Raw genomic sequence first — 18,932 nt, 5'->3', positions numbered from 1 at the left:
GCGATGCGCCTGCTGAAAAAACTCGTCGGCGCCGCCCTCGTTCTGGGCGTCGCCGGCGCGGTTGCCGGCTGGTTCCTGTCGGCGCCGGTCAGGCTCGACAGCGAGGCTCTGGCGCAGCTCGGCCCCGGCGATGCCGCCAGGGGCAAGCGCATTTTTTATGCCGGCGGCTGCACGTCCTGTCATGCGAAGCCAGGCTCGCAAGGCGACGCCCGCCTTCAACTGGCCGGCGGTCTCGAACTCAAGACGCCGTTCGGCATCTTCGTGCCACCGAACATCTCGCAGGATGCCACGGACGGTATCGGCGGCTGGTCGGTCGAAGACCTCGCCAACGCCATGCTGAAGGGCGTGTCGCCGAGCGGCGAGCACTTCTATCCGGCGTTTCCCTATGCGTCCTACGCACGCATGAAGCCGGCCGACATTGCCGATCTCCATGCCTTCCTGAAAACGCTTCCGGCGGTGGCGGGCAAGGCGCCGCCCAATTCGCTGGGGTTCCCATTCAACATCCGTCGCGGCATCGGGCTGTGGAAACGTCTCTATTTGAGTGACCAGCCGGTGGTTTCCTTCCCCGATGGCACGCCGGATCCGGTGATGGCCGGCCGTTACCTGGTCGAAGGGCCCGGCCATTGCGGCGAATGCCACACGCCGCGCGATTTTGCTGGCGGCACCAGGAAGAGCGAGTGGCTGGCCGGAGCCACCGCTGCCGAAGGCAGCGGCATCGTGCCGAACATCACTTCGGGCGAAGGCGGGCTCGGTGACTGGTCGGAGGCCGACATAGCCTACTTTCTGGAGACCGGCTTCACCCCGGATTTCGATTCCGTCGGTGGCGCCATGGTCGACGTGCAGAGAAACTTGGCCGAGTTGACGCCCGAGGACCGGGCGGCGATATCAGCCTATCTCAAGGCGATACCGCCGCATCCCAGCGGCTATCCGGCGCGCAAGCAGCCAGCGAACTGATTCCGGGAGCCGGACGGGATGGCGGCGCGTCAGCGATCGCCGAGGAAATCGAAGCCGGTCTCGAAGAAATGATTGTAGTTGCAGGTCATTTCCTCGCCGGGCGCGATGTCGCGCAGTGCATAAGTCTCCTCGGGCGAGGCGACGTCGCAATTCGGGTCGTCGGCATGGTTCATGTAGCGGGCGTCGTCGGCTTCGAAGACGACAAAGTTTGGATCGCGCCGGTCGGGATAAGAATAGCGATCGAGATAGGCTCTGACCGGCCCGGTTTCGCGTTCATAGACCTCGACTGGGATGCGCCGGTCGTAATTGGGATGGAGCTTCCAGATCAGTGTGCCGCGGGGAATGTGGTTCTTGGCAAAGACACCGATGCCCTGGATGGGCGATTTGTCGAGATAGACGTCGACGAGCAACATGGCGGACCCTTGGCGTGACTGGATGATTTTTGGGTGGCGCGGCTGCGAAAAGCCGCGCATTGGGTAGCGCGCAGCTATGGCAATCGCGAGCGGAAAATCGACCTGACCTGACCCAGAATCGATTTTCCGCTGGTGGGGATGGTGCGCAAGATCAAGCTCCTACAGCGCCGTCTGTGCGTCCAACAGGGTCGGCGGCGCTGTGGTGGCAAGGTCGGCCTTGCCCGCCACCTTCAGCGCAAACGCATAGGTGAAGGCGATTTCCTCGAGCCGGGAAAACCGGCCGGATGCACCGGCATGACCGGAGTCCATGTTGATCTTGAACAGCACCGGATTGTCGCCGATCTTGCGGTCGCGCAGCCGCGCCACCCACTTGGCCGGCTCCCAATAGGTGACACGCGGGTCGGTGAGGCCGGCAAGCGCCAGGATCGGCGGATAGTCGAGCGCGGCGACATTGTCATAGGGCGAGTAGGCGGCGATCGTTCGGTAGTCCTCCTCCGAGGCGATCGGATTGCCCCATTCGGGCCATTCCGGTGGCGTCAGCGGCAGGGTTGCGTCGAGCATGGTGGTGAGCACGTCGACGAACGGAACCTCGGCGACAATACCGCCGAAGCATTCCGGCGCCATATTCGCGACGGCGCCCATCAGCAGGCCGCCGGCCGAGCCGCCCTGACCGACGATGCGGTCATGTTGCGTATAGCGTTCGGCGACGAGATGGTGGGCGGCTGCGATGAAATCGGTGAACGTGTTCATTTTGTGCGCCCGCTTGCCGTCGTCGTACCAGCCATAGCCCTTGTCCTTGCCGCCGCGGACATGGGCAATCGCGTAGACGAAGCCGCGATCGACCAGCGATAACAAATTGGTGTTAAAGGCGGCCGGGACCGTGATGCCGTAGGAGCCGTAGCCGTAAAGCAGGCAAGGCGCTGATCCGTCGAGCGGCGTGTCGCGATGGTGGATGAGCGAGACCGGCACCAGTTCGCCGTCGGCTGCGGGCGCCATCAGCCGCCGCGTCACGTAGTGGTCCGGGTCGTGGCCGGACGGAACTTCCTGGGTCTTCAGCAGCACGCGCTCACGGGTCCGCATGTTGTAGTCGAAGACCTGCGCCGGCGTTGTCATGGATGAGTAGGAAAAACGCATGATCTCGGTATCGTATTCATAGGATCCCGACAGGCCGAGCGAGAAGGCTTCCTCGTCGAAGGAGATCAGGTGTTCCTCGCCGCTGTTGCGGTCATGCACGACGATGCGCGGCAGGCCTTCCTTGCGCTCAAGCCTGACCATGTGGTCCTTGAAGCCGATCACCGAAAGGATCAGCCGGCCCGCTTCGTGCGGCACCAACTCCTGCCAGTTGGCGCGCACCGGGTCGCTCGCCGGCGCAGTCATGATCTTGAAATCCTTGGCGCCGTCGGCGTTGGTGAGAATGAAGAAGATATCGCCACCTTCTTCGAGGTCGTATTGCAGGCCGGTCTCGCGCGGGGCAACCAGCTTCGGTTCGGCGAACGGCTCGCTGGCGCTCATGATGCGATATTCCGAGGTCTCGTGGTCGTTGATGCCAACCATGATCCACTCGTTGGAGCGTGTGCCGCCGACATTCATGAAGAAACCTGGATCGGTTTCTTCGTAGATCAGCCGGTCGTTCTCAGGACTGTCGCCAAGGGCATGGAACAGCACCTTGGAAGGACGGTGGTTGGGATCGAGGCGGGTGTAAAAAAATCCGTCATTTCCGGCATCCCACACGCCGCCGCCACCGGTATCCGGAATCCTGTCGGCCAGATCGTTGCTGTCGGCGAGGTCGCGGACGCGAAGCGTGTAGAATTCGGAACCCTTGTCGTCGAAGGCCCACAGAAGCTTGCGGTGGTCGGTCGAATGGTCGACACCGCCGAGGCGGAAATAGGCCTTTCCTTCGGCCTCGAGATCGCCGTCGAGCAGGATCTCTTGGTCGCCGCCCTCGCGCGGCGTGCGGAAATAACGCGGCTGCTCGCCGCCAAGCTTGAAAGATGACCCATAGGCGTACGGCCCATCCTTCATCGGCACGGACGAATCGTCCTCCTTGATGCGGCCCTTCATCTCCTTGAAAAGCTGCTTCCGCACCTGGGCGGTCTCGGCCATGAGGGCTGCCTGATAGACGTTCTCGGCTTCGAGATGGGCGCGGATCTGGGCGTCGAGCAGCGACGGATCCCTGAACATCTCTTGCCAGTTGTCGGCTCTCAGCCAGGCATAGTCGTCCGTCCGCGTCACTCCATGGTGCACATCGAAGACCGGTCGCTTCTCTGGTTGCGGCGGGCTGACAGTCGGAAATGCTGGGGTTCGGGTCATTGCGTCTCGCTGTGGAAGTTACTTGTATGGAGAATGAACACGCCGATCAGCGCAGGTTCAAGAGCCGGAGTATATGTTTGCGCCGGGCTCCAGAAGATGAGCCGGAGGAGAGGGAAAAATGAAGTTCCGTTTTCACGCTGCTGCGGCTTTCGCCGTCGCTTCGACAGTCTTGGCCTTTATCGGCCAATCTCATGCAACCGTGTTCGCAGCTTGGCAAGTGACCAACCTTCCGTTTGGCGACACGCTCAACGTGCGCAAGTATCCGGCGGGATCGTCCCAGAGGCAGGCCGCCTATCCCAACGGTGCTGTTTTGCAGATGACCGGGAGATGCACCGGCGGCATAAACCTGCTCGACATCGGCAAACAGCCGGTTTGGAAGCAGGAACAGAAGATCCGCTATCGCTGGTGCGAAGTCTGGCACGATCCGGCCCAGAACGGCAATTTCGTCACCGGCTGGGTCTACGGAAAATACATCACCCCACATTGATGGATCGGTGCCGGTCCGCGGTGCCGGCTTGCTTGCAAAAGCAAATCGCAACCTATGGTTTTGTAGATTCTAAAAACAACCAGATAGCCTACGCCACAACCAAGCATAGCCAAGCATTGAGATTTTTTTACTGCTCTCATGGATGTAACGGCAGCTTGACTGGGCGTCCGCCGCTGCTGGTCTGCCCAGAAAATATCGCAAAGTTACAGAGTGCACGAAAGGTTGAAGCTGATCGTCGAATATTTTATTGCCATCGATGAATACAGCGCAAGAAGCGAATTGACTTACTTGGTTTAGTGGCTCATTAGGATGCTGCGACGCGAATCGCAGAGGCTCTTTCCTGCAAAAATTTCGCGCGATGCCCGACCTATCAAAAATAGGGCGCAGGTAGAAACAACTCACGTTGGGGCCAGGAAGCCATGGACATTATCGAAACACCTTCCAGAAATAGTGATGCGCTGATCGAATTGACGGCCGATGTCGTGGCCGCCTATGTCAGCAACAATCCGGTGCCGGTCGGCGAACTGCCTAGCCTCATCGCCGATGTCCATGCCGCCCTCGGGCGCGTGGGCGGGGCCAGTGAACAGCCTCCTGCCGACAAGCAGAAGCCGGCAGTAAACCCGAAACGCTCCGTCCATGACGACTACATCGTCTGTCTTGAAGACGGCAAGAAGTTCAAGTCGCTGAAGCGTCACTTGATGACCCACTACGGTCTGACGCCCGACGAGTATCGTGAAAAATGGGGCCTGGACGCCAGCTACCCGATGGTTGCTCCCAACTATGCTGCCGCCCGCTCACAGCTCGCCAAGAAGATGGGTCTCGGCCGCAAGCGCAAGGGGCGCTGATACCGGCTCTCTTCCCAACCTGGGTTAGATGATCAACGGCGCCTCAGGGCGCCGTTTTGATCTTGGGGCGATGCTGGAGCAATCGATATGCGTTGCGACATGTGCGGCTCCGATCATGTCGGGCCATCGCGCGCTGTTCGTCTGATCAGGCCGTCTGCTTCAAGGCCGCCTCTGCGTCGCGCTTGATGCGCTTGACCATGGAACGAAGACCATTGGCACGTTGCGGCGACAGGTGCTCGTCGAGGCCAAGTGCCTTCAGCGTGGCTTCCGCATCGGTTTTCTGGATCTCGCTGGCGGGTCGTCTGGAAAACAGCGCCAGCATGATAGCGACGAGGCCGCGCACGATATGGGCGTCCGAATCGCCGGCGAAGGTGACGACTGGGTCGGGCCCCGGACCATACTCGGTGGTCAGCCAGACCTGGCTGACGCAGCCGGGCACCTTGTTGGCAGGGTTGCGTTCCTCGTCGGGAAATGGCGGTAGGGCCTCGCCCAGTTCGATCACATAGCGATAGCGGTCTTCCCACTCGTCAAGCAGGGAGAAGTCGTCGCGGATCGTTTGGATCGTCGTGGTCATAGCCCCGGATATAATCATCCGGCGGCGCCGCGTCACGGAAAAAGAGGAAAAGCGCGTCGCGTGAGGCCGGCCAAAACGCTTTAGGGCGGACGGGCTGCGGTGCTGTGACAGATGCGCTGAAAAATATCTCAGTTTTTCGCCGGCAAATCGACTTTCGCCGGCAACACGATGTCTTCGGGCACGCTGCCGGTCGTTGTCGCCGTGTCGGGTTCGGCGGTCTTGTCGTCCAACATGGCGGCCGCGATCTTGGCTGTCTCCCTGGCCCGGGCGGTGATCGTGTGCATTGCGGACTTGCCGGTCTCGCAGACGTCGGGCTTGCGCTCGCATATGCCGGCAATGTCGCCGACGGCTTCGCGTGCCGCAAACAACGCCTGGATCGGCCCGACGCTTTGGTGGCCGGTCTCGTCGGAGCCGACATTCAGCGGCAGCGCCAGAAGCACCAGCGAAAACCAGAAAGCCATTCTGATCAGAAAGCCCATCTGTATGCCCTCATTCGTGACCGGATCATGCGTTCATGCGACATGACCTCTTTATGGATACGATAGTGGCATGGACGCGCAAAGGACGGCTTGCCCGGTCAGCGAAAATTTTCCTCAAATTTTAGGCAAATTCGAAACGAAGCATTTTGCAATGGATTTGTCTCAAATCCAGCCGATTTTCTTCACTTAAGCTTAACCATCTATCCAGCTGTTTTCCTTATGTATTTCCCAGAAGCACGGCTTACCGGGGGCGACTGTCAAAGGCGGGAGGGCGGTTCGCGCGGATAACGCTCCATTTACTATGGCCGCAATTGCCAAGGTTTGCCCCGTGCCGGCCTCCCAATATCTGCCTCAGGCCGGGCATTGATCGGTCCTGCCTTATCCATTCCTTAAACGCTGGATGCGAGTTTCAGATCGACAAAAGCAACTGCGAAGCAGGGCTGTTCACGACCAGGTGCGAGTGCGTTGAGTTGAGTTCGATAAGGGCCAGATACGTTGAGTTGCCCGGCGCGATGGCAGCCGGTTGCGAACGTATGGTTCATCCGTCGATCCTCGGACAGAACGACCGCCGGTGCCAGAGGCGGTTTATCGGTGTCATGCTGGCCGCTCCGTTCTTTGCCGCAGGCGCAGCAGTCACGCTGGTCACCTCGGGCATGGGCGTGGCCGTGACCATGGCTGCGATCTTTGCGACGTTCGGCCTCTGCTGGTTTGCTGCCTTGCTGGTGGCAGCATCGGGCAAGATGGCGTTCGCCGGCCAGGTCGCCCTGGTGATGGGCAGTCTTGCTCTTGCCGGTATCATTGCCGCGGCGGGCGGGATGGCCTCGCCGGTCGCCATGCTTGTCGTGGCGCTGCCGTTCGAAGCCTGGTGGATCGGCGCGTCTCGTCGCGCTGCATTCTGGGGTGCCCTATCCGCATGTGTCGCTATCCTGCTGCAGGCTTTTGCCGGTTCTGTCTTTCCGTTCGGCCCGGCGGAAATCGCCGCTTGGCATTGGCTGCTGCCGCTGGCCTGGGCGCTCACTCTCATTCCCCGCGTCGCAGCGCTTGGCAGCCCGGCCGGCGCGCAGCTTGATCCGGCGACCGACGACCGGCTCGAGAACATCATCGACGCCGTTGTCCTGCGGGCCGGCAGGCATGGCGAGGTTCTGGATGCGTCGGCAAAGGCGCGCACGATCCTCAAGCTGCAGCCGGAACTGCTGTTCGGTACCGGCCTGTTCGACCGCATCCACCTGTCCGATCGCGTCGCATACCTCAGCGCGCTGGCCGACATGCGCGATGGCGCGCCGGCGCGCCGGCTGGATCTTCGCGTCCGGCTGCCGCAAAACTGCAACGGCCCGACGGCGGACAATTACCGGCCGTTTTCGCTTGAATTGGCGCGGGGGGAAGAGCAGCAGGACGTCCTCACGTTCGTCCTGCGCGACAACTACGAACTCGCCGGCTTGCGCGAAGAGCTAGCCGCTGCGAAAGAGGCGGCCGCGTCTGCCGAAGTGGCAAAGGGACGGTTTCTGGCGGTCGTCAGCCACGAGCTGCGCACGCCGTTGAACGCCATAATCGGTTTTTCCGACATGCTGCTGCATGAGATGTTCGGCACCTTCAAGGACCCGCGCCAGAAGGAATATGTCGGCCTGGTCAAGGAGTCCGGCCAGCATCTGCTTGCCGTCGTCACCTCGATACTCGACGTGTCGAGGATCGAAGCCGGCGCCTACGCGACCGAGCCAGAACCCTTCCGTTTCGTGGAAGCGGTCGAAATGTGCCAGTCGATGATGCGCTTGCAGGCCGAGGCAAAGAACATCGATCTTCAGGCCCAGATCGCACCGGATGCAGGCGAGATTAACGCCGACCGTCGTGCCGTGCAGCAGATACTCATCAACCTCGTCTCCAACGCCATCAAGTTCACGCCCGATGGCGGCGATGTCGTCGTCGGCGCCAAGCGGATCGGCTCGCGACTGCATTTTTGGGTCAGGGACACCGGCATCGGCATCGCCGAGGAAGACTTTGCCAATCTCGGCAAGCCATTCATGCAGATCCAGAACGACTATACGCGCCGCTTCGAGGGGACCGGGCTCGGCCTGTCGCTGGTGAAGGGTCTGGTGGCGCTGCACGAGGGCACGATGTCGATCGAAAGCATGCCGGGGGAGGGCACCACGGTCACGATCAGCTTGCCGGTGAACGGACCGAAAGGACGTTCGAACGACAAGCCCGGCGTACTGCCGATGCCTGCAGCCAAGGCGGAGACGAAAGGGGACAGGCATGGCTCGCTCCGCAAAACAGCCTAAGGCGGTCAAGCGCCGCGGCAATGCCTTCCAACGCAGCGCGGTCGCCCTCGGCAGCCAGATTTCACGCAATCCGGTTCTGGTTGGTGGTTCGACCGCCTTCCTGGTGACGCTGTTCTACGTCTCGGCGAACGCTTTGTGGTATCAGCCTTTTCCTCATGCCGGCGCGTTTTTTGCGACTAGGAGCATGGAGGGCTTTCCTCGAGCCGGCGCCGACGAGCCTGAAACCACCATCAACATCGTGCGGCCGGACCCGGCCCCGATCAAGAGCGATCCGGTCGTCGAGCAGGTCCAGGGCATATTGCAGGATCTCGATTTCTATTCCGGCACCGTTGACGGTATTTCCGGCCCCAACACGCGCAAGGCCATCCAAGCCTATCAGCAGAAGGTCGGGCTCAACGCTTCCGGCGAGATCGACAGCATTCTGCTCGATCAACTGGGCGCCATGCCAACCGCCTCGACGGTCGTGCCACATCCGGCACCCCGTCCGGACGACATGGCCGCGATTCCCGTCTCGGCTTCGCCGGCAGATGCGTCGGCGCAGGCACCCGACGCCCGCATCATCAAGATCCAGGCCGGGTTGAAGGCATTCGGCAATGACGACATGCAGCTCGATGGCGTGGTCGGGGCCCGCACCAAGGCAGCGATCAGGGAGTTCCAGTCGCTGTTCGGCCTGCCTGAGACCGGCGAACCTGACGAGGTCGTCTACGTCAAGATGCGCGAGATCGGCCTGACCAACTGATGGGCGCAGGCGCGCGGTTTTGGTTTCACCCAAACGCAAAGCGCTCTAAGTACCGTCCGATGTCTTTCAGAATGCTGCCATGCGCGTAACCACCGATCTGTGGGTGTCGGCCCTGTTGCGCCGGGTTTTCGGCGCCGGGGGCTTTGCCGCCGTGGTCAAGCGCGGCGCGACCGAGGCCGGCGCCGTCTTCGTGCTGGCGCGTGGCCGCATGGGCGAGATTGCCTTGTTTGGCCCGGCGCCGCAGACGAGCTACGATTCAGCCAAACCCGACGACCGTTTCTTCAGCCTGCTCGGCGCCGGCGACGATGCCGCCGTCTTTGACGCGCGACTGGAGAGGGAGAAGAAATTCGACCCCGACATCTGGGTGGTCGAGATCGAGGCCGGCTCGGTTCCCGTCGAGGAGCTTCTTTCCGTCAAGTCGCAATAGCGATATGCAGACAAAGGCTTAGAGCGTTCGCTTGAATCTCTTTTCAGGGTCAAACGCGACGCGCGTTAGGGCTGGCGGCAGTATTGTCGCTGTGCGCTTTGCGGACGTCGGCGTTTGCCGCGATCGGTCCGGCATTGCGAATGGCCTTCGACAGTGTCTCGGCTTTCCAGCCGCGTAGCCTGTCCAGCGCTCCGTCGCGATGCAGCAGCCGATAGCGGTCGAGAAAGATGCGGATGGCCTGCGGATGCGAGAACTCTGTGGGATAGGCGGCGGCGGTGATCAGGAACGCCCTCTCTTCGCTGAGATCGAGCGCGCGCAAGGCGGCCAGCAGCGACGTGTAGTTCTGGTTCGCGGTGAGCGACCGCGCCGTTGAAAAATCGATCTTGAGCGCGTCGGCCAGTGCTGTCTGGAAGAATGCGGCATTGCCGGTCAGCGCCGTCTCGCGCAGTTTGACATAGGTGTTAGCGCCGGCGAACGGATTGATCGTCGCGCCGCCGCTTTCGGCATCACGCATCATCGACCGCAGCCGGCGCCGTGCAGTCTCGGCGGCGGCGCCGGGCACCTGCTGGCTGTCGGCGACGACTTCGGCGCTTTCGGGCACCGTCTTGGCGTTCGCCTCAGGCTGCCGCACGCTCACCAGCGTCGGCTTTTCAAGCGCCCTAATCAGGTGGGCGATGGTCGGGTTCAGATCCTTGCGGCGCGCAATGGCGCGCGCATGCGGCAGGCCATGGCGTCCGATCAGCGCGATGAGGTCGATATCGCTGAGCGCGCGCGAGCGGATGAGCAGCGGTGCGGCAACGTCGACCGGCTCCTGGCAAAGCCGCCGGACCAGCGCAGCGGGCGCATATTCGCATTCGGAAAGGGCGGCGGCGACGTAGCGGCGCGATTCGACCGACACATCGGCGAAAAGCGGCAGCGTCAGATCCTCAAGTTGCGCGATCTCCCGGCGCGAAGGGCGGGTCAGCGAACAGAACGCCGACACCGTGGCGCGGAACAGCCTTTCGGCCTTTCCCGATTCAGCCCGTATAGCGATTTGCCTGAAATCCGCAGATGACACGAAGGATACGCCTGACACTCGACACAGTCTGGACCATGCTCGACCGGGACTGTGTCGGTTTCGCATTTGCCACGGGTCAGGACTTCCTGACCTCAGAACAAAGATCAAATTAGCGGCGATCCGTTAGCGTTCCGTTAACCTACTGGCTCCTTAATCAGATTGGAGGCGTTGCGTTGTGCTCCGGGGCAACCGAGAGGAATGCACGAACCATGGGCATGGTACTGTCTTTCGTGCCGCGACCGGCGGCAACCAATCGAGCAGACCGAAACACCGGAGCGCCGGCGGCGGTGATCATTTTCCCCGGCGTCCGCTACGAGCAACCGCCACTGACGGGCGAGACGCGGCCAGGCGCCGGTCCGGACAAGCCGGGTTCGTCAAGGACGATGCCGGGGACGTCGGGGACGTTGCCTGTTCCGCATCATTGAAGCGCGTCGCGGCTGAATGGATTGGCCGCGCCCCGTTGGGCGCGCAAAGGACGCTCTATCCCGTTGAATGAGAGCCGCGGCCCTGTTCGGCTCGCAAGGCACGGGCCGCAACCGGCGGCATGTTTCGGTTGTCGTCAGTAGTCCTGCAACTCGCAGGAACTCTGCTCGAGAAACCGCGACACGGTCGGCTTCCAGCTGTCGTCGGGCACGAAGGAGCGGATGACGAACATGCCTTCGTCGATCGGCGCTTCAACGAAGATTGCCCCTTGCAATTCCTCCGGGAGATCCTTGCGGATCTCGATCATCTGCGCCGGCGTCAGTACGATACTGTCCAGCACCCTTCCGGTCGCGCTGTGGTCGTTGAAGGAGTAGATGTTATGGCCGCTGCGGTCAAAGACCGATACGGACCAGAACGGGACGGTTCCCGGTGCCTTCACCCGAACCATCCCATCGGACAGATCGAAGCGGCAAGCCGCAGCATAAAACAGCGGATCGACCGATTTCACCACAGGCGTACCGCCGGCCTCAGCGTCCAGCCTGGTCATCCGATAAAGGTTGGAGGCCATGGCCAGCCGCGACCAGGCATTGCGTTCGGAAAATTCCGGGGCGAGCAGCAGCACGATGATGTGTACGATGCCGGCGCCAAGCAGGCCGAGCAGGATCGCGTGCAGCAGCCTACGCATTGCAGCCGACCTTTACGATCTGCGGCAGCGTGACATCCGAAAGGCCCGTGCTGCTGGCGATCGGCGTGTCGTAGAATGTCAGCACGAGATACATCCGGCCGAAGCCGTCGGAAAGCAGCCAGTTGCCGGGCGCGGGGCGGTTGCTGACGGAAATAAGCACGGAATTGTCGGGCTGGCGCAGCACTTGGTAGGACTGAAGTGCCGCAAGCCTTGGCTTGCCGGTCTCGACCACGCCGAGCGACCGATCGGCGGCATAGAGGGTCCAGAACCGGGCTGTGGGAAATCCGCCTTCGATTTCATAGGCGCATTGGCGTTTCAATAGTTCGCCATCGGAATCGCGTTCGGCGATAAACGACAGGCCTTCTGCCTGCCCGAGTGCAAGGACACCCTCGCGCGCCACGCGGGCTTTCGAATAAGGATCCGCCGTCTGCGTGCCGATATCGGGAAACGCCGTCCATTGGCCGATCCTGATCGCGCCAATGCCATCCTGCGTCTTGAGGGCGTACCAGACGCTGCCGCCGCCGCCGCCGATGGCTATGGCAAGCGCGAGGAGCGTCAGGAATNGATCCTGATCGCGCCAATGCCATCCTGCGTCTTGAGGGCGTACCAGACGCTGCCGCCGCCGCCGCCGATGGCTATGGCAAGCGCGAGGAGCGTCAGGAATGCGTTCTTGAGCATGAAGAGCCGCGGGCAAGAGGAGTGCCGCTCGGGGATATCGCGGGGCAGGGGGCGATGGCAAGCGGACCTCTGTGGAATTGCGGCGCGAGGGATGGCCTGGCCTGTCGTGCCGGCATCAAAGCGCCGACAGGGTCTCCGGTGTCACAGGCGCCTGGAGGACGGGCGCCGACTGGAACAGCCTGGTGATGTCCCTGAGCGCCCGCGTCGTCTGGCTGGACAGCACCGGCGGCCGCTCGGCGGCGGTGTCGGCCGCTGCCTGCTCGGCATTCTTCTTTTCCGCTTCCTCGGCCTTGGCGGCGATCTCTTCGTCGACGAACGGATGATCGAGGCCGGGGATCGGCTTGAGGTCGATATTCTGGTGCGCATAGACCATCAGCCGCTGCCAAACCATCGCCGGCAGCGAGCCGCCGGTCATGTTGTTGGTCGGGGTGAAGTCGTCATTGCCGAGCCACACGGCAGCCGTGTAGTTGCCGGTGAAGCCGACATACCAGGCGTCGCGGTAAGACTGCGTTGTGCCGGTTTTGCCGGCCGAAACGATATTGGGAAGCGCAGCGCGCCGCGCCGTGCCCATCACCGGCACCGCCGCCAGCATGGTGTTCATGGATTTCAGCGCCTGCTCCGAGAGCACACGGCGCGGCGGCGGCGCATCCTTGGCGAAATCGTAAACCACCTCGCCGGTGCGGGTGACGAGCTGGGTGACGCCATGCCGGGAGCCGACAAAGCCGTTCTGGGCGAACACGCTAAAGCCTGTCGCCTGGTCCATCACGGTCATGCCCGATGTGCCGAGCACCATCGTCTTGTGCGATTCGAGCGGCGATTCGACGCCCATGGCTTCCGCCATCGCCTTGATCGGCTTGATGCCGAGATGATTCTTGGCCAGCCGCACCGGCACGGTGTTGACCGATTTGGCCATCGCGGTGATCAGCGTGACCTTGCCGGCCCGTCCGTCATTGTAATTGTGCGGCGACCAGGCACCCCAGGAGATCGGCGCGCCGGAAACGACGGAGTCCGGCGTGAAGCCGTGCTCCATCGCCGTTGCGTATACGTAGGGTTTAAACGATGAGCCGCTCTGGCGCAGCGCCTTGGTGGCGCGGTTGAACTGGCTGGCACCGTAGTCGCGGCCGCCGACGATCGCCCTGACTGCGCCATTGGTTTCGATGACGACCATGGCGCCTTCGGTGACGTTGTATTCCTTGCCGAACTGGCGGAGATGGAATTCCATCGATTCTTCCGCCGCCTTCTGGATGTTGGCGTCGAAAGTTGTGTGGGCGACCAGCGAGTGCTGGCCGGACTTCGCGGCGATCTTCTTGACCTCTTCGAATGCCCAGTCGAGGTAGTAATCCGGGCTCTTCTGCTCGCCGCGGTCGACGATTTCAGCCGGATGCAGCCGCGCCTGCAGCACCTGACCCTCGCTCATGAAGCCGCCTTCGACGAGATTCGACAGCACCACATTGGCCCGCGCCCTGGCAGCAGGCAGGTTGATGTGCGGCGCGTATTTGGTCGGTGCCTTGAACAGACCGGCCAGCATCGCCGCTTCGGCGAGGTTCACATCCTTGACGCTTTTGCCGAAATAGAAATCGGCGGCCGCTTCGATGCCGAACGTGCCGCCGCCCATATAGACGCGGTCGAGATAGAGCTGCAGGATCTCCTTCTTCGACAGATTGGCCTCGAGCCACAGCGCCAGGAAGGCTTCCTTGACCTTGCGCTCCAACGTCCGTTCATTCGTCAGGAACAGGTTCTTGGCCAGCTGCTGGGTGATGCTCGAGCCGCCCTGCACCACGGAATTCGCCCGCACATTCGCGAAGATCGCGCGCGAAAGGCCGAGCGCGTCGATGCCGTAGTGATCGAAGAAACGCCGATCCTCGGTGGCCAGCACCGCCTTGATGACTTGGTCGGGCATCTCGTCGACCGGCACCGAATCGCGCTGGATGATGCCGCGCTGGCCGATCTCATTGCCGTAGCGGTCGAGGAAGGTGATGGCGAAATCGCCCTGGGCGCGCCAGTCGCCGGCGGTTTCCTGGAAGGCCGGCAAGGCGAGCGCCAGCATGACGACGATGCCGCCGGCGCCGAGCGTGAAACCTTCGCTCAACAGTTCGATGATGCCGCGGCGCCAGCCGGAGACGCGGAAGCGCCGGAAAAAAATGGTGGCCGCTTCCCAGAACCGGCGCGCCTTGAAGCCGGTCTCGTAGAGCGAGGAATCGAACCACGCATCCGCCGCCAGCAGTCTTGCGGCAATCGGACCCCTTCTCCTGCGTGTTTTCAAAGGACTGGCCATTCCAAGATCCGGCTGCGGCTACGCCTCCCACTGAGAAGCGGCACTCGTACCAGACTATTTGTCCATTTTGGCCTCGCTCACAAGGGTGAGGGGGGCTTTCGCGGTACAGTTTGTTGATACCAGGGTCGCGCCTGCCACCTCTGCCACCTCGCACTCACTTAACGCGCCGCGATAAAACGCATGAAATGCGCCACGTCGGCATCGCTTGGCTCCTGGCCGGTGAAACTGCGCAGATAAGCGGCGAGATGACTGACTCTTGCCTCGACCGGTTCCTTGAGGTCGAGCACATAATAGCCGATCTGCATGTAGTAGAGCACACGGGCGCGGATGAAGGCATCCTCTTCGGCGTAGCCATGCCGGCGATACATGTCGCGGATCGCGCCCAGTCGGTCATTGTCAGCCTGGTCGATGGCCCGGCGCACGTCGTAGGAGCGACGCGCCCATTCCCGGATGGCGAAGTCGAGCCCGGGATCGAACAGGCGCTCGTCGGCCCAGCATTCGAACACGTTCATGACCCCCATGATGATGCTTTCGGCCGGCCGCTGCGCGCGTTCGACGATCGACTTGGTGTTGGTGTCCCGCCAATGGGCAAGCAACTGGTCGAGCAGGTCCTGACGGCTCTCGAAATACCAGTAGAAGCTTGAGCGCGATACGCCGAGCTTCTGGCCGAGCGGCAGCACGCGCACGCTTTCGATGCCGTCTGAAATCAGTGTCTGGAGCGCAAGATTGATCCAGTCCCGGCGCGTCACCTTGGTGTTGCCGGGCGCCGGCTCGTGCTGCGGAGAAATCATGGTCATGGCCGCACAATAGGCATGAGGGCGAACTGCATACAACCGTACTAGACACATATGTACAGTACAAGTATCCTGTCTGCCTCAACGAACTGGGCCGAGCGGCCGACGCGCGTCATCGCGGCTCCTGCCTACGATCCGCAACGCAGGGCAATACGGCAATGAGGAGTATCCGCCATGGTCGATGACGCCGCACGCAACCTCAGGCGCGAACGCAGGCGCGGACGAACCGGCGAGGCCGGCAGCGAGACCAGCCGCCGGCCGGACTATCGTTCGCTGAAGAACCCGTTCCTGCCGCAGCCGATCTTTTCGGCTGACCAGGTCGCCGCGATCCACGACACGGCGCTGCGCGTGCTCGAGCAACTCGGCGCCAAGGTGCTGCTGCCGGAGGCGCGCGCCATTCTTGCCCGTGCCGGCGCGCTGGTCGACGAGGACAGCCAGATGGTGCGCATCGGCCGCGATATCGTCTCGGCGGCGCTGGGCTCGGCGCCGAAATCGATCCGCGTCCATGCCGGTGACCGTGCCCGCGACCTCACGCTCGAACTCGGCTCGATGACGTTCCTGGCAGGATCCGGGGCGCCAAACGTCACCGATCTGGAGCACGGCCGGCGGCCGGGAACGCTTGCCGCTTTCGAGGATCTCATCCGCCTGGTGCAGCATTTCGACGTGCTGCACATGCTGGGACCTTGCATCGAGCCGCAGGACATCGACAACCGCTTCCGCCATTATGCCGTCAACCGCGCGCAGTTGACGCTGTCGGACAAGCTGCCGTTCGTCTTCGCGCGCGGCACGCCGCAGGTCGAGGATGGCTTCGAGATGCTGCGGCTGGCGCGCGGCTTGTCCGAGGACGAATTCCGTTCGGGCGCTCATTGCTACACCGTCATCAACACCAACTCGCCGCGTCAGCTCGACATTCCGATGGCACAAGGCATCATCGACTTTGCCAAGGCGGGGCAGGTGCTGATCATAACGCCCTTCTGCCTGGCCGGCGCCATGGCGCCGATCACCGTGGCCGGCGCGCTGACGCTGCAGCACGCCGAAGCGCTGGCCGGGCTGACGCTGGCCCAGATCGTGCGGCCGGGCGCGCCGGTGGTCTATGGCTCCTTCTCCTCCAATGTCGACATGAAGTCCGGGGCGCCGGCCTTCGGCACGCCGGAGCACGTCAAGGCGACGCTCGGCGCCGGTCAGCTTGCACGCTTCACCGGCCTTCCCTGGCGGTCCGGCGGCGGCAGTGCCGCCAACATTTCGGACGCGCAGGCAGCCCACGAAACGCAGTTCGCGCTATGGGGTTCGGTGCTCGCCGGCGCGACGGTCTGCATCCATGCTGCGGGCTGGCTCGAAGGCGGGTTGAGCGTCTCGTTCGAGAAGCTGATCACCGATATCGAGGCGCTGCAGACCATCGCGGAACTCTGCGCCGCGACGCCCGGCGACGAGGCCGCGATCGGCTTCGAGACCATCGCCGAAGTGCAGCCGGGCGGGCATTTCTTCTCGACCGGGCACACAATGGCGCGCTACCGCACCGCATTCTACGAACCGCTGGTCGCCGACTGGTCGAATTTCGGCAACTGGACGCAGGCCGGGTCAAGAACCGCCACCGAGCGCGCCACCGGCATCTGGAAACGGCTGCTGGCCGATTTTCGGCCGCCGGCTTGCGCCGGTGCCACATCAGGTGTTCTCGACGAATTCATTGCGCGGCGCACGGAAGAGGGTCGCGCAGCACCGGTCTCGTGAGGATCAGCGCAGCGTCCCTGCCCGAATAGATGGCGGCCGTAAGCCCAGGCTAGCACTGGTCGGAGCGGGCGTACATGAGCAGTCGGTGCCGCATTGAGTTTTGTGCGAATGAATTCAGTATTATTTCACAATGTCATTTCAAGCATTTGTTCAATCAAAAACATTCTGAAAATTGGTTTTTCCGTTCCGAGTTCCTATTTTAGGTGAGAAACTAATTTTCATCACCTCAGCGAAAAGGAGATTTTATCGATGGCGGAACCCAATCAGAATATCATGGAAAAAGCTGAAGCGCGCTTCATGGAGAAGCAGAAGAAAACCGCCGAGCGAAATCAGGCTACGGCCGAATATATTTCCGAGGCCAAGGCCAGGACCATCAAGACCGAAAAGTTGCGGGCGCTGCGGCTGGCCAAGGAAGAGGCCGACCGTGCGGCGGAAGCCCTCAATCCCGTCGCTCCCAAGAAAAAGCGGGCGGCAGGCAAGAAAGCGGGGGCCGCTTGACGGCATCAAGTCATGAGCCTGACATTTCCAAACCTAAGCCGAAGCTACGACGAGGCGAGCCGGCGGATCCGCTTCGTCGGCTATGATGGCATGTGCCAGATCTCTTTCTTTGTCCATGCAGACGCCATCTCGACGGCGCCGCCGGGGACGGCGACAGCTGAAGCCACATATCTCGCCGCCTTCGATTCGGCCGTCGGTCCCATACATGACGTCGCAAGGAACGCTTATACCCGTACCGGCAAGAGCATGTATGTGCTGACCGCAGCCGATTTTCGATAAATCCCGACTGTCCGCGCGATCGCGGCCTTGGAAATCCCGGGATCTGGCGGCAGAATTTCAACGCGGCTACGCTGCAGGCGGAATCTGTCGGGTGAAGGCCTGTTCGGCCGCGACGGGCGAGGGAGAATACAATGACCGTGCCGGCTGCCGCGTTGCAGAAGGCCTTGTTCCAGGCGCTGGACGCTGACGGTTCCCTGTCAGCGGCGCTGGGCGGCGCAAAACTATTCGACCATGTCCCGGAAAACATCCCGTTTCCCTATGTGACGTTCGGCCGGACCAGCGTCTATGATTGGGTAACAGGCAGGGAGAAAGACGCCGAGCAGCTTTTCACTCTGCATTTCTGGTCGAAATCCGAGGCCAGGAAAGAAATGCTCGACGTGATGGACATGGTCAGCGCCCGCCTCCAGGATGCGGCGCTCGCGCTCGACGAGCATCACCGCGTCAATCTCAGGCTCGAATTCACCGAGGTCCGTTACGACCAGGATCTTTCAGCCTGTCACGGGCTGCTGCGCTTTCTTGCCGTGACGGAAGAAAACGCCTGACGCGCTTTCAACAAGGCTGCAACACAGTCTAGACTGGCGCCGGGATTTGCCGGGTTGGGGCGGCCAAATCACCGGGGTTGGTTGTGGGTGAGACAGGCATGTGTTGCAGGCAATGTTCATATCACGTTCAGCACCGATGCGTTAGGACGCTGATCATGAAAACGCTTCGCTCCCACTTCCCAACCGCGACACTTGCTCTCTGCGCTGCCGGTCTGTTTGCGTCGCAGGCGACGGCGCTGCCGGTCGTCGTGCCCGAGCAGAACCGGCCGATCGTCCTGGCCGCCTCCGACTGCTACGCGATCGGTCAGCAGGTCGCCGAGCAGAATGGCGGCACGCTGGCCAAGGCGTCACAGTCGACGCGCGGTGGCCAGCCGGTCTGCGTCATCGTCGTGCTGGTCCCGGGCAAGGATGGGCAGCGTCCACGCCGCACGGAGATCGTCGTTCCGCTGAACTGATGCCTGCCGTATCCTAG

At 62.3% G+C, this 18,932-nt stretch carries 20 protein-coding genes; 11 read left to right on the top strand and 9 right to left on the bottom strand.

Annotated features, from left to right (window positions below; genetic code table 11):
- Window positions 1-3: 3 nt before the first annotated feature.
- Complete coding sequence (locus tag X738_RS65500) at window positions 4-954, top strand: cytochrome c (RefSeq protein ID WP_023800841.1); 951 nt, start codon at window positions 4-6, stop codon at window positions 952-954.
- Window positions 955-983: 29 nt separating this feature from the next.
- On the opposite strand, the gene X738_RS65495 is transcribed toward X738_RS65500, so the two are convergent.
- Complete coding sequence (locus X738_RS65495; RefSeq protein WP_023800840.1) at window positions 984-1,367, bottom strand: SET domain-containing protein; 384 nt, start codon at window positions 1,365-1,367, stop codon at window positions 984-986.
- A gap of 159 nt (window positions 1,368-1,526) precedes the next feature.
- Window positions 1,527-3,677, bottom strand: a complete 2,151-nt coding sequence (locus tag X738_RS65490; protein ID WP_023800839.1) for a S9 family peptidase — start codon at window positions 3,675-3,677, stop codon at window positions 1,527-1,529.
- Window positions 3,678-3,795: 118 nt separating this feature from the next.
- Here X738_RS65490 and X738_RS65485 point away from each other — a divergent pair, with 118 nt between their 5' ends.
- Window positions 3,796-4,164 carry a hypothetical protein gene (locus X738_RS65485; protein ID WP_023800838.1) on the top strand — a complete coding sequence of 123 codons (369 nt, stop codon included), beginning with the start codon at window positions 3,796-3,798 and terminating at the stop codon, window positions 4,162-4,164.
- Window positions 4,165-4,583: 419 nt separating this feature from the next.
- Window positions 4,584-5,009, top strand: a complete 426-nt coding sequence (locus X738_RS65480) for a MucR family transcriptional regulator (protein WP_023800837.1) — start codon at window positions 4,584-4,586, stop codon at window positions 5,007-5,009.
- A gap of 145 nt (window positions 5,010-5,154) precedes the next feature.
- On the opposite strand, the gene X738_RS65475 is transcribed toward X738_RS65480, so the two are convergent.
- Window positions 5,155-5,583: a SufE family protein gene (locus tag X738_RS65475; protein WP_023800835.1), complete on the bottom strand. Its 429-nt coding sequence runs from the start codon at window positions 5,581-5,583 to the stop codon at window positions 5,155-5,157.
- A 128-nt stretch (window positions 5,584-5,711) separates the two neighbouring features.
- Entirely contained in the window at window positions 5,712-6,062 is a 351-nt protein-coding gene (locus X738_RS65470; protein WP_023800834.1) for a DUF5330 domain-containing protein, read from the bottom strand.
- A 533-nt stretch (window positions 6,063-6,595) separates the two neighbouring features.
- On the opposite strand from X738_RS65470, the gene X738_RS65465 reads away from it, so the two are divergent.
- The 3 genes from X738_RS65465 (at window position 6,596) to X738_RS65455 (ending at window position 9,501) form a co-directional block, all read left to right on the top strand.
- Window positions 6,596-8,335 carry a PAS domain-containing sensor histidine kinase gene (locus X738_RS65465; RefSeq protein WP_023800833.1) on the top strand — a complete coding sequence of 580 codons (1,740 nt, stop codon included), beginning with the start codon at window positions 6,596-6,598 and terminating at the stop codon, window positions 8,333-8,335.
- The gene (locus X738_RS65460; RefSeq protein ID WP_023800832.1) at window positions 8,310-9,074 is read left to right on the top strand and encodes a peptidoglycan-binding domain-containing protein; all 765 of its coding nucleotides are present in this window, start codon (window positions 8,310-8,312) and stop codon (window positions 9,072-9,074) included. Before X738_RS65465 ends, X738_RS65460 begins: the two co-directional genes overlap by 26 nt.
- A 79-nt stretch (window positions 9,075-9,153) precedes the next feature.
- A complete protein-coding gene (locus X738_RS65455; RefSeq protein WP_023800831.1) occupies window positions 9,154-9,501 on the top strand; it encodes a DUF1491 family protein in 348 nt (115 codons plus the stop codon).
- Window positions 9,502-9,550: 49 nt separating this feature from the next.
- Here the strand turns inward: X738_RS65455 and X738_RS65450 are convergent, their stop codons facing one another.
- The 5 genes from X738_RS65450 to X738_RS65430 all read right to left on the bottom strand — a co-directional run bounded on the left by X738_RS65450 (window position 9,551) and on the right by X738_RS65430 (window position 15,416).
- Window positions 9,551-10,558 (bottom strand): hypothetical protein, encoded by a 1,008-nt coding sequence (locus X738_RS65450; protein ID WP_023800830.1) that lies wholly within the window; start codon window positions 10,556-10,558, stop codon window positions 9,551-9,553.
- Window positions 10,559-11,117: 559 nt separating this feature from the next.
- The gene (locus tag X738_RS65445) at window positions 11,118-11,666 is read right to left on the bottom strand and encodes a DUF1254 domain-containing protein (RefSeq protein WP_023800829.1); all 549 of its coding nucleotides are present in this window, start codon (window positions 11,664-11,666) and stop codon (window positions 11,118-11,120) included.
- On the bottom strand, window positions 11,659-12,276 hold the full coding sequence (locus tag X738_RS65440) for a DUF1214 domain-containing protein (RefSeq protein WP_051407875.1): 618 nt from the start codon (window positions 12,274-12,276) through the stop codon (window positions 11,659-11,661). The genes X738_RS65445 and X738_RS65440 overlap by 8 nt, the downstream gene beginning before the upstream one ends.
- A 183-nt stretch (window positions 12,277-12,459) precedes the next feature.
- The gene (locus X738_RS65435; RefSeq protein ID WP_023800827.1) at window positions 12,460-14,619 is read right to left on the bottom strand and encodes a transglycosylase domain-containing protein; all 2,160 of its coding nucleotides are present in this window, start codon (window positions 14,617-14,619) and stop codon (window positions 12,460-12,462) included.
- Between the two features lie 158 nt (window positions 14,620-14,777).
- Window positions 14,778-15,416: a TetR/AcrR family transcriptional regulator gene (locus X738_RS65430; protein WP_023800826.1), complete on the bottom strand. Its 639-nt coding sequence runs from the start codon at window positions 15,414-15,416 to the stop codon at window positions 14,778-14,780.
- Between the two features lie 171 nt (window positions 15,417-15,587).
- Between X738_RS65430 and X738_RS65425 the strand changes: the two genes are divergently transcribed.
- The 5 genes from X738_RS65425 to X738_RS65405 all read left to right on the top strand — a co-directional run bounded on the left by X738_RS65425 (window position 15,588) and on the right by X738_RS65405 (window position 18,915).
- Complete coding sequence (locus X738_RS65425) at window positions 15,588-17,141, top strand: trimethylamine methyltransferase family protein (protein ID WP_023800825.1); 1,554 nt, start codon at window positions 15,588-15,590, stop codon at window positions 17,139-17,141.
- 249 nt (window positions 17,142-17,390) lie between these two features.
- A complete protein-coding gene (locus X738_RS65420) occupies window positions 17,391-17,639 on the top strand; it encodes a hypothetical protein (protein ID WP_023800824.1) in 249 nt (82 codons plus the stop codon).
- Between the two features lie 12 nt (window positions 17,640-17,651).
- Window positions 17,652-17,918 carry a DUF1488 domain-containing protein gene (locus tag X738_RS65415; RefSeq protein ID WP_023800823.1) on the top strand — a complete coding sequence of 89 codons (267 nt, stop codon included), beginning with the start codon at window positions 17,652-17,654 and terminating at the stop codon, window positions 17,916-17,918.
- Window positions 17,919-18,049: 131 nt separating this feature from the next.
- A complete protein-coding gene (locus tag X738_RS65410) occupies window positions 18,050-18,460 on the top strand; it encodes a DUF3168 domain-containing protein (protein ID WP_023800822.1) in 411 nt (136 codons plus the stop codon).
- Between the two features lie 155 nt (window positions 18,461-18,615).
- A complete protein-coding gene (locus X738_RS65405) occupies window positions 18,616-18,915 on the top strand; it encodes a hypothetical protein (protein ID WP_023800821.1) in 300 nt (99 codons plus the stop codon).
- The last annotated feature ends 17 nt before the right edge of the window (window positions 18,916-18,932 follow it).

The sequence above is a fragment of the Mesorhizobium sp. L48C026A00 genome (assembly GCF_000502375.1).
GTDB lineage: Bacteria > Pseudomonadota > Alphaproteobacteria > Rhizobiales > Rhizobiaceae > Mesorhizobium > Mesorhizobium muleiense.
Note: the sequence above shows the minus strand (reverse complement) of the source record. Positions and strands in the feature narration are given on the sequence as shown.

Excerpts from the sequence above, each read along its gene's own strand:
- X738_RS65500 (WP_023800841.1), top strand. The coding sequence starts at position 4 with ATGCGCCTGCTGAAAAAACTCGTCGGCGCCGCCCTCGTTCTGGGCGTC.
- X738_RS65495 (WP_023800840.1), bottom strand. The coding sequence starts at position 1,367 with ATGTTGCTCGTCGACGTCTATCTCGACAAATCGCCCATCCAGGGCATC.
- X738_RS65490 (WP_023800839.1), bottom strand. The coding sequence starts at position 3,677 with ATGACCCGAACCCCAGCATTTCCGACTGTCAGCCCGCCGCAACCAGAG.
- X738_RS65485 (WP_023800838.1), top strand. The coding sequence starts at position 3,796 with ATGAAGTTCCGTTTTCACGCTGCTGCGGCTTTCGCCGTCGCTTCGACA.
- X738_RS65480 (WP_023800837.1), top strand. The coding sequence starts at position 4,584 with ATGGACATTATCGAAACACCTTCCAGAAATAGTGATGCGCTGATCGAA.
- X738_RS65475 (WP_023800835.1), bottom strand. The coding sequence starts at position 5,583 with ATGACCACGACGATCCAAACGATCCGCGACGACTTCTCCCTGCTTGAC.
- X738_RS65470 (WP_023800834.1), bottom strand. The coding sequence starts at position 6,062 with ATGGGCTTTCTGATCAGAATGGCTTTCTGGTTTTCGCTGGTGCTTCTG.
- X738_RS65465 (WP_023800833.1), top strand. The coding sequence starts at position 6,596 with ATGGTTCATCCGTCGATCCTCGGACAGAACGACCGCCGGTGCCAGAGG.
- X738_RS65460 (WP_023800832.1), top strand. The coding sequence starts at position 8,310 with ATGGCTCGCTCCGCAAAACAGCCTAAGGCGGTCAAGCGCCGCGGCAAT.
- X738_RS65455 (WP_023800831.1), top strand. The coding sequence starts at position 9,154 with ATGCGCGTAACCACCGATCTGTGGGTGTCGGCCCTGTTGCGCCGGGTT.
- X738_RS65445 (WP_023800829.1), bottom strand. The coding sequence starts at position 11,666 with ATGCGTAGGCTGCTGCACGCGATCCTGCTCGGCCTGCTTGGCGCCGGC.
- X738_RS65435 (WP_023800827.1), bottom strand. The coding sequence starts at position 14,619 with ATGGCCAGTCCTTTGAAAACACGCAGGAGAAGGGGTCCGATTGCCGCA.
- X738_RS65430 (WP_023800826.1), bottom strand. The coding sequence starts at position 15,416 with ATGACCATGATTTCTCCGCAGCACGAGCCGGCGCCCGGCAACACCAAG.
- X738_RS65425 (WP_023800825.1), top strand. The coding sequence starts at position 15,588 with ATGGTCGATGACGCCGCACGCAACCTCAGGCGCGAACGCAGGCGCGGA.
- X738_RS65420 (WP_023800824.1), top strand. The coding sequence starts at position 17,391 with ATGGCGGAACCCAATCAGAATATCATGGAAAAAGCTGAAGCGCGCTTC.
- X738_RS65415 (WP_023800823.1), top strand. The coding sequence starts at position 17,652 with ATGAGCCTGACATTTCCAAACCTAAGCCGAAGCTACGACGAGGCGAGC.
- X738_RS65410 (WP_023800822.1), top strand. The coding sequence starts at position 18,050 with ATGACCGTGCCGGCTGCCGCGTTGCAGAAGGCCTTGTTCCAGGCGCTG.
- X738_RS65405 (WP_023800821.1), top strand. The coding sequence starts at position 18,616 with ATGAAAACGCTTCGCTCCCACTTCCCAACCGCGACACTTGCTCTCTGC.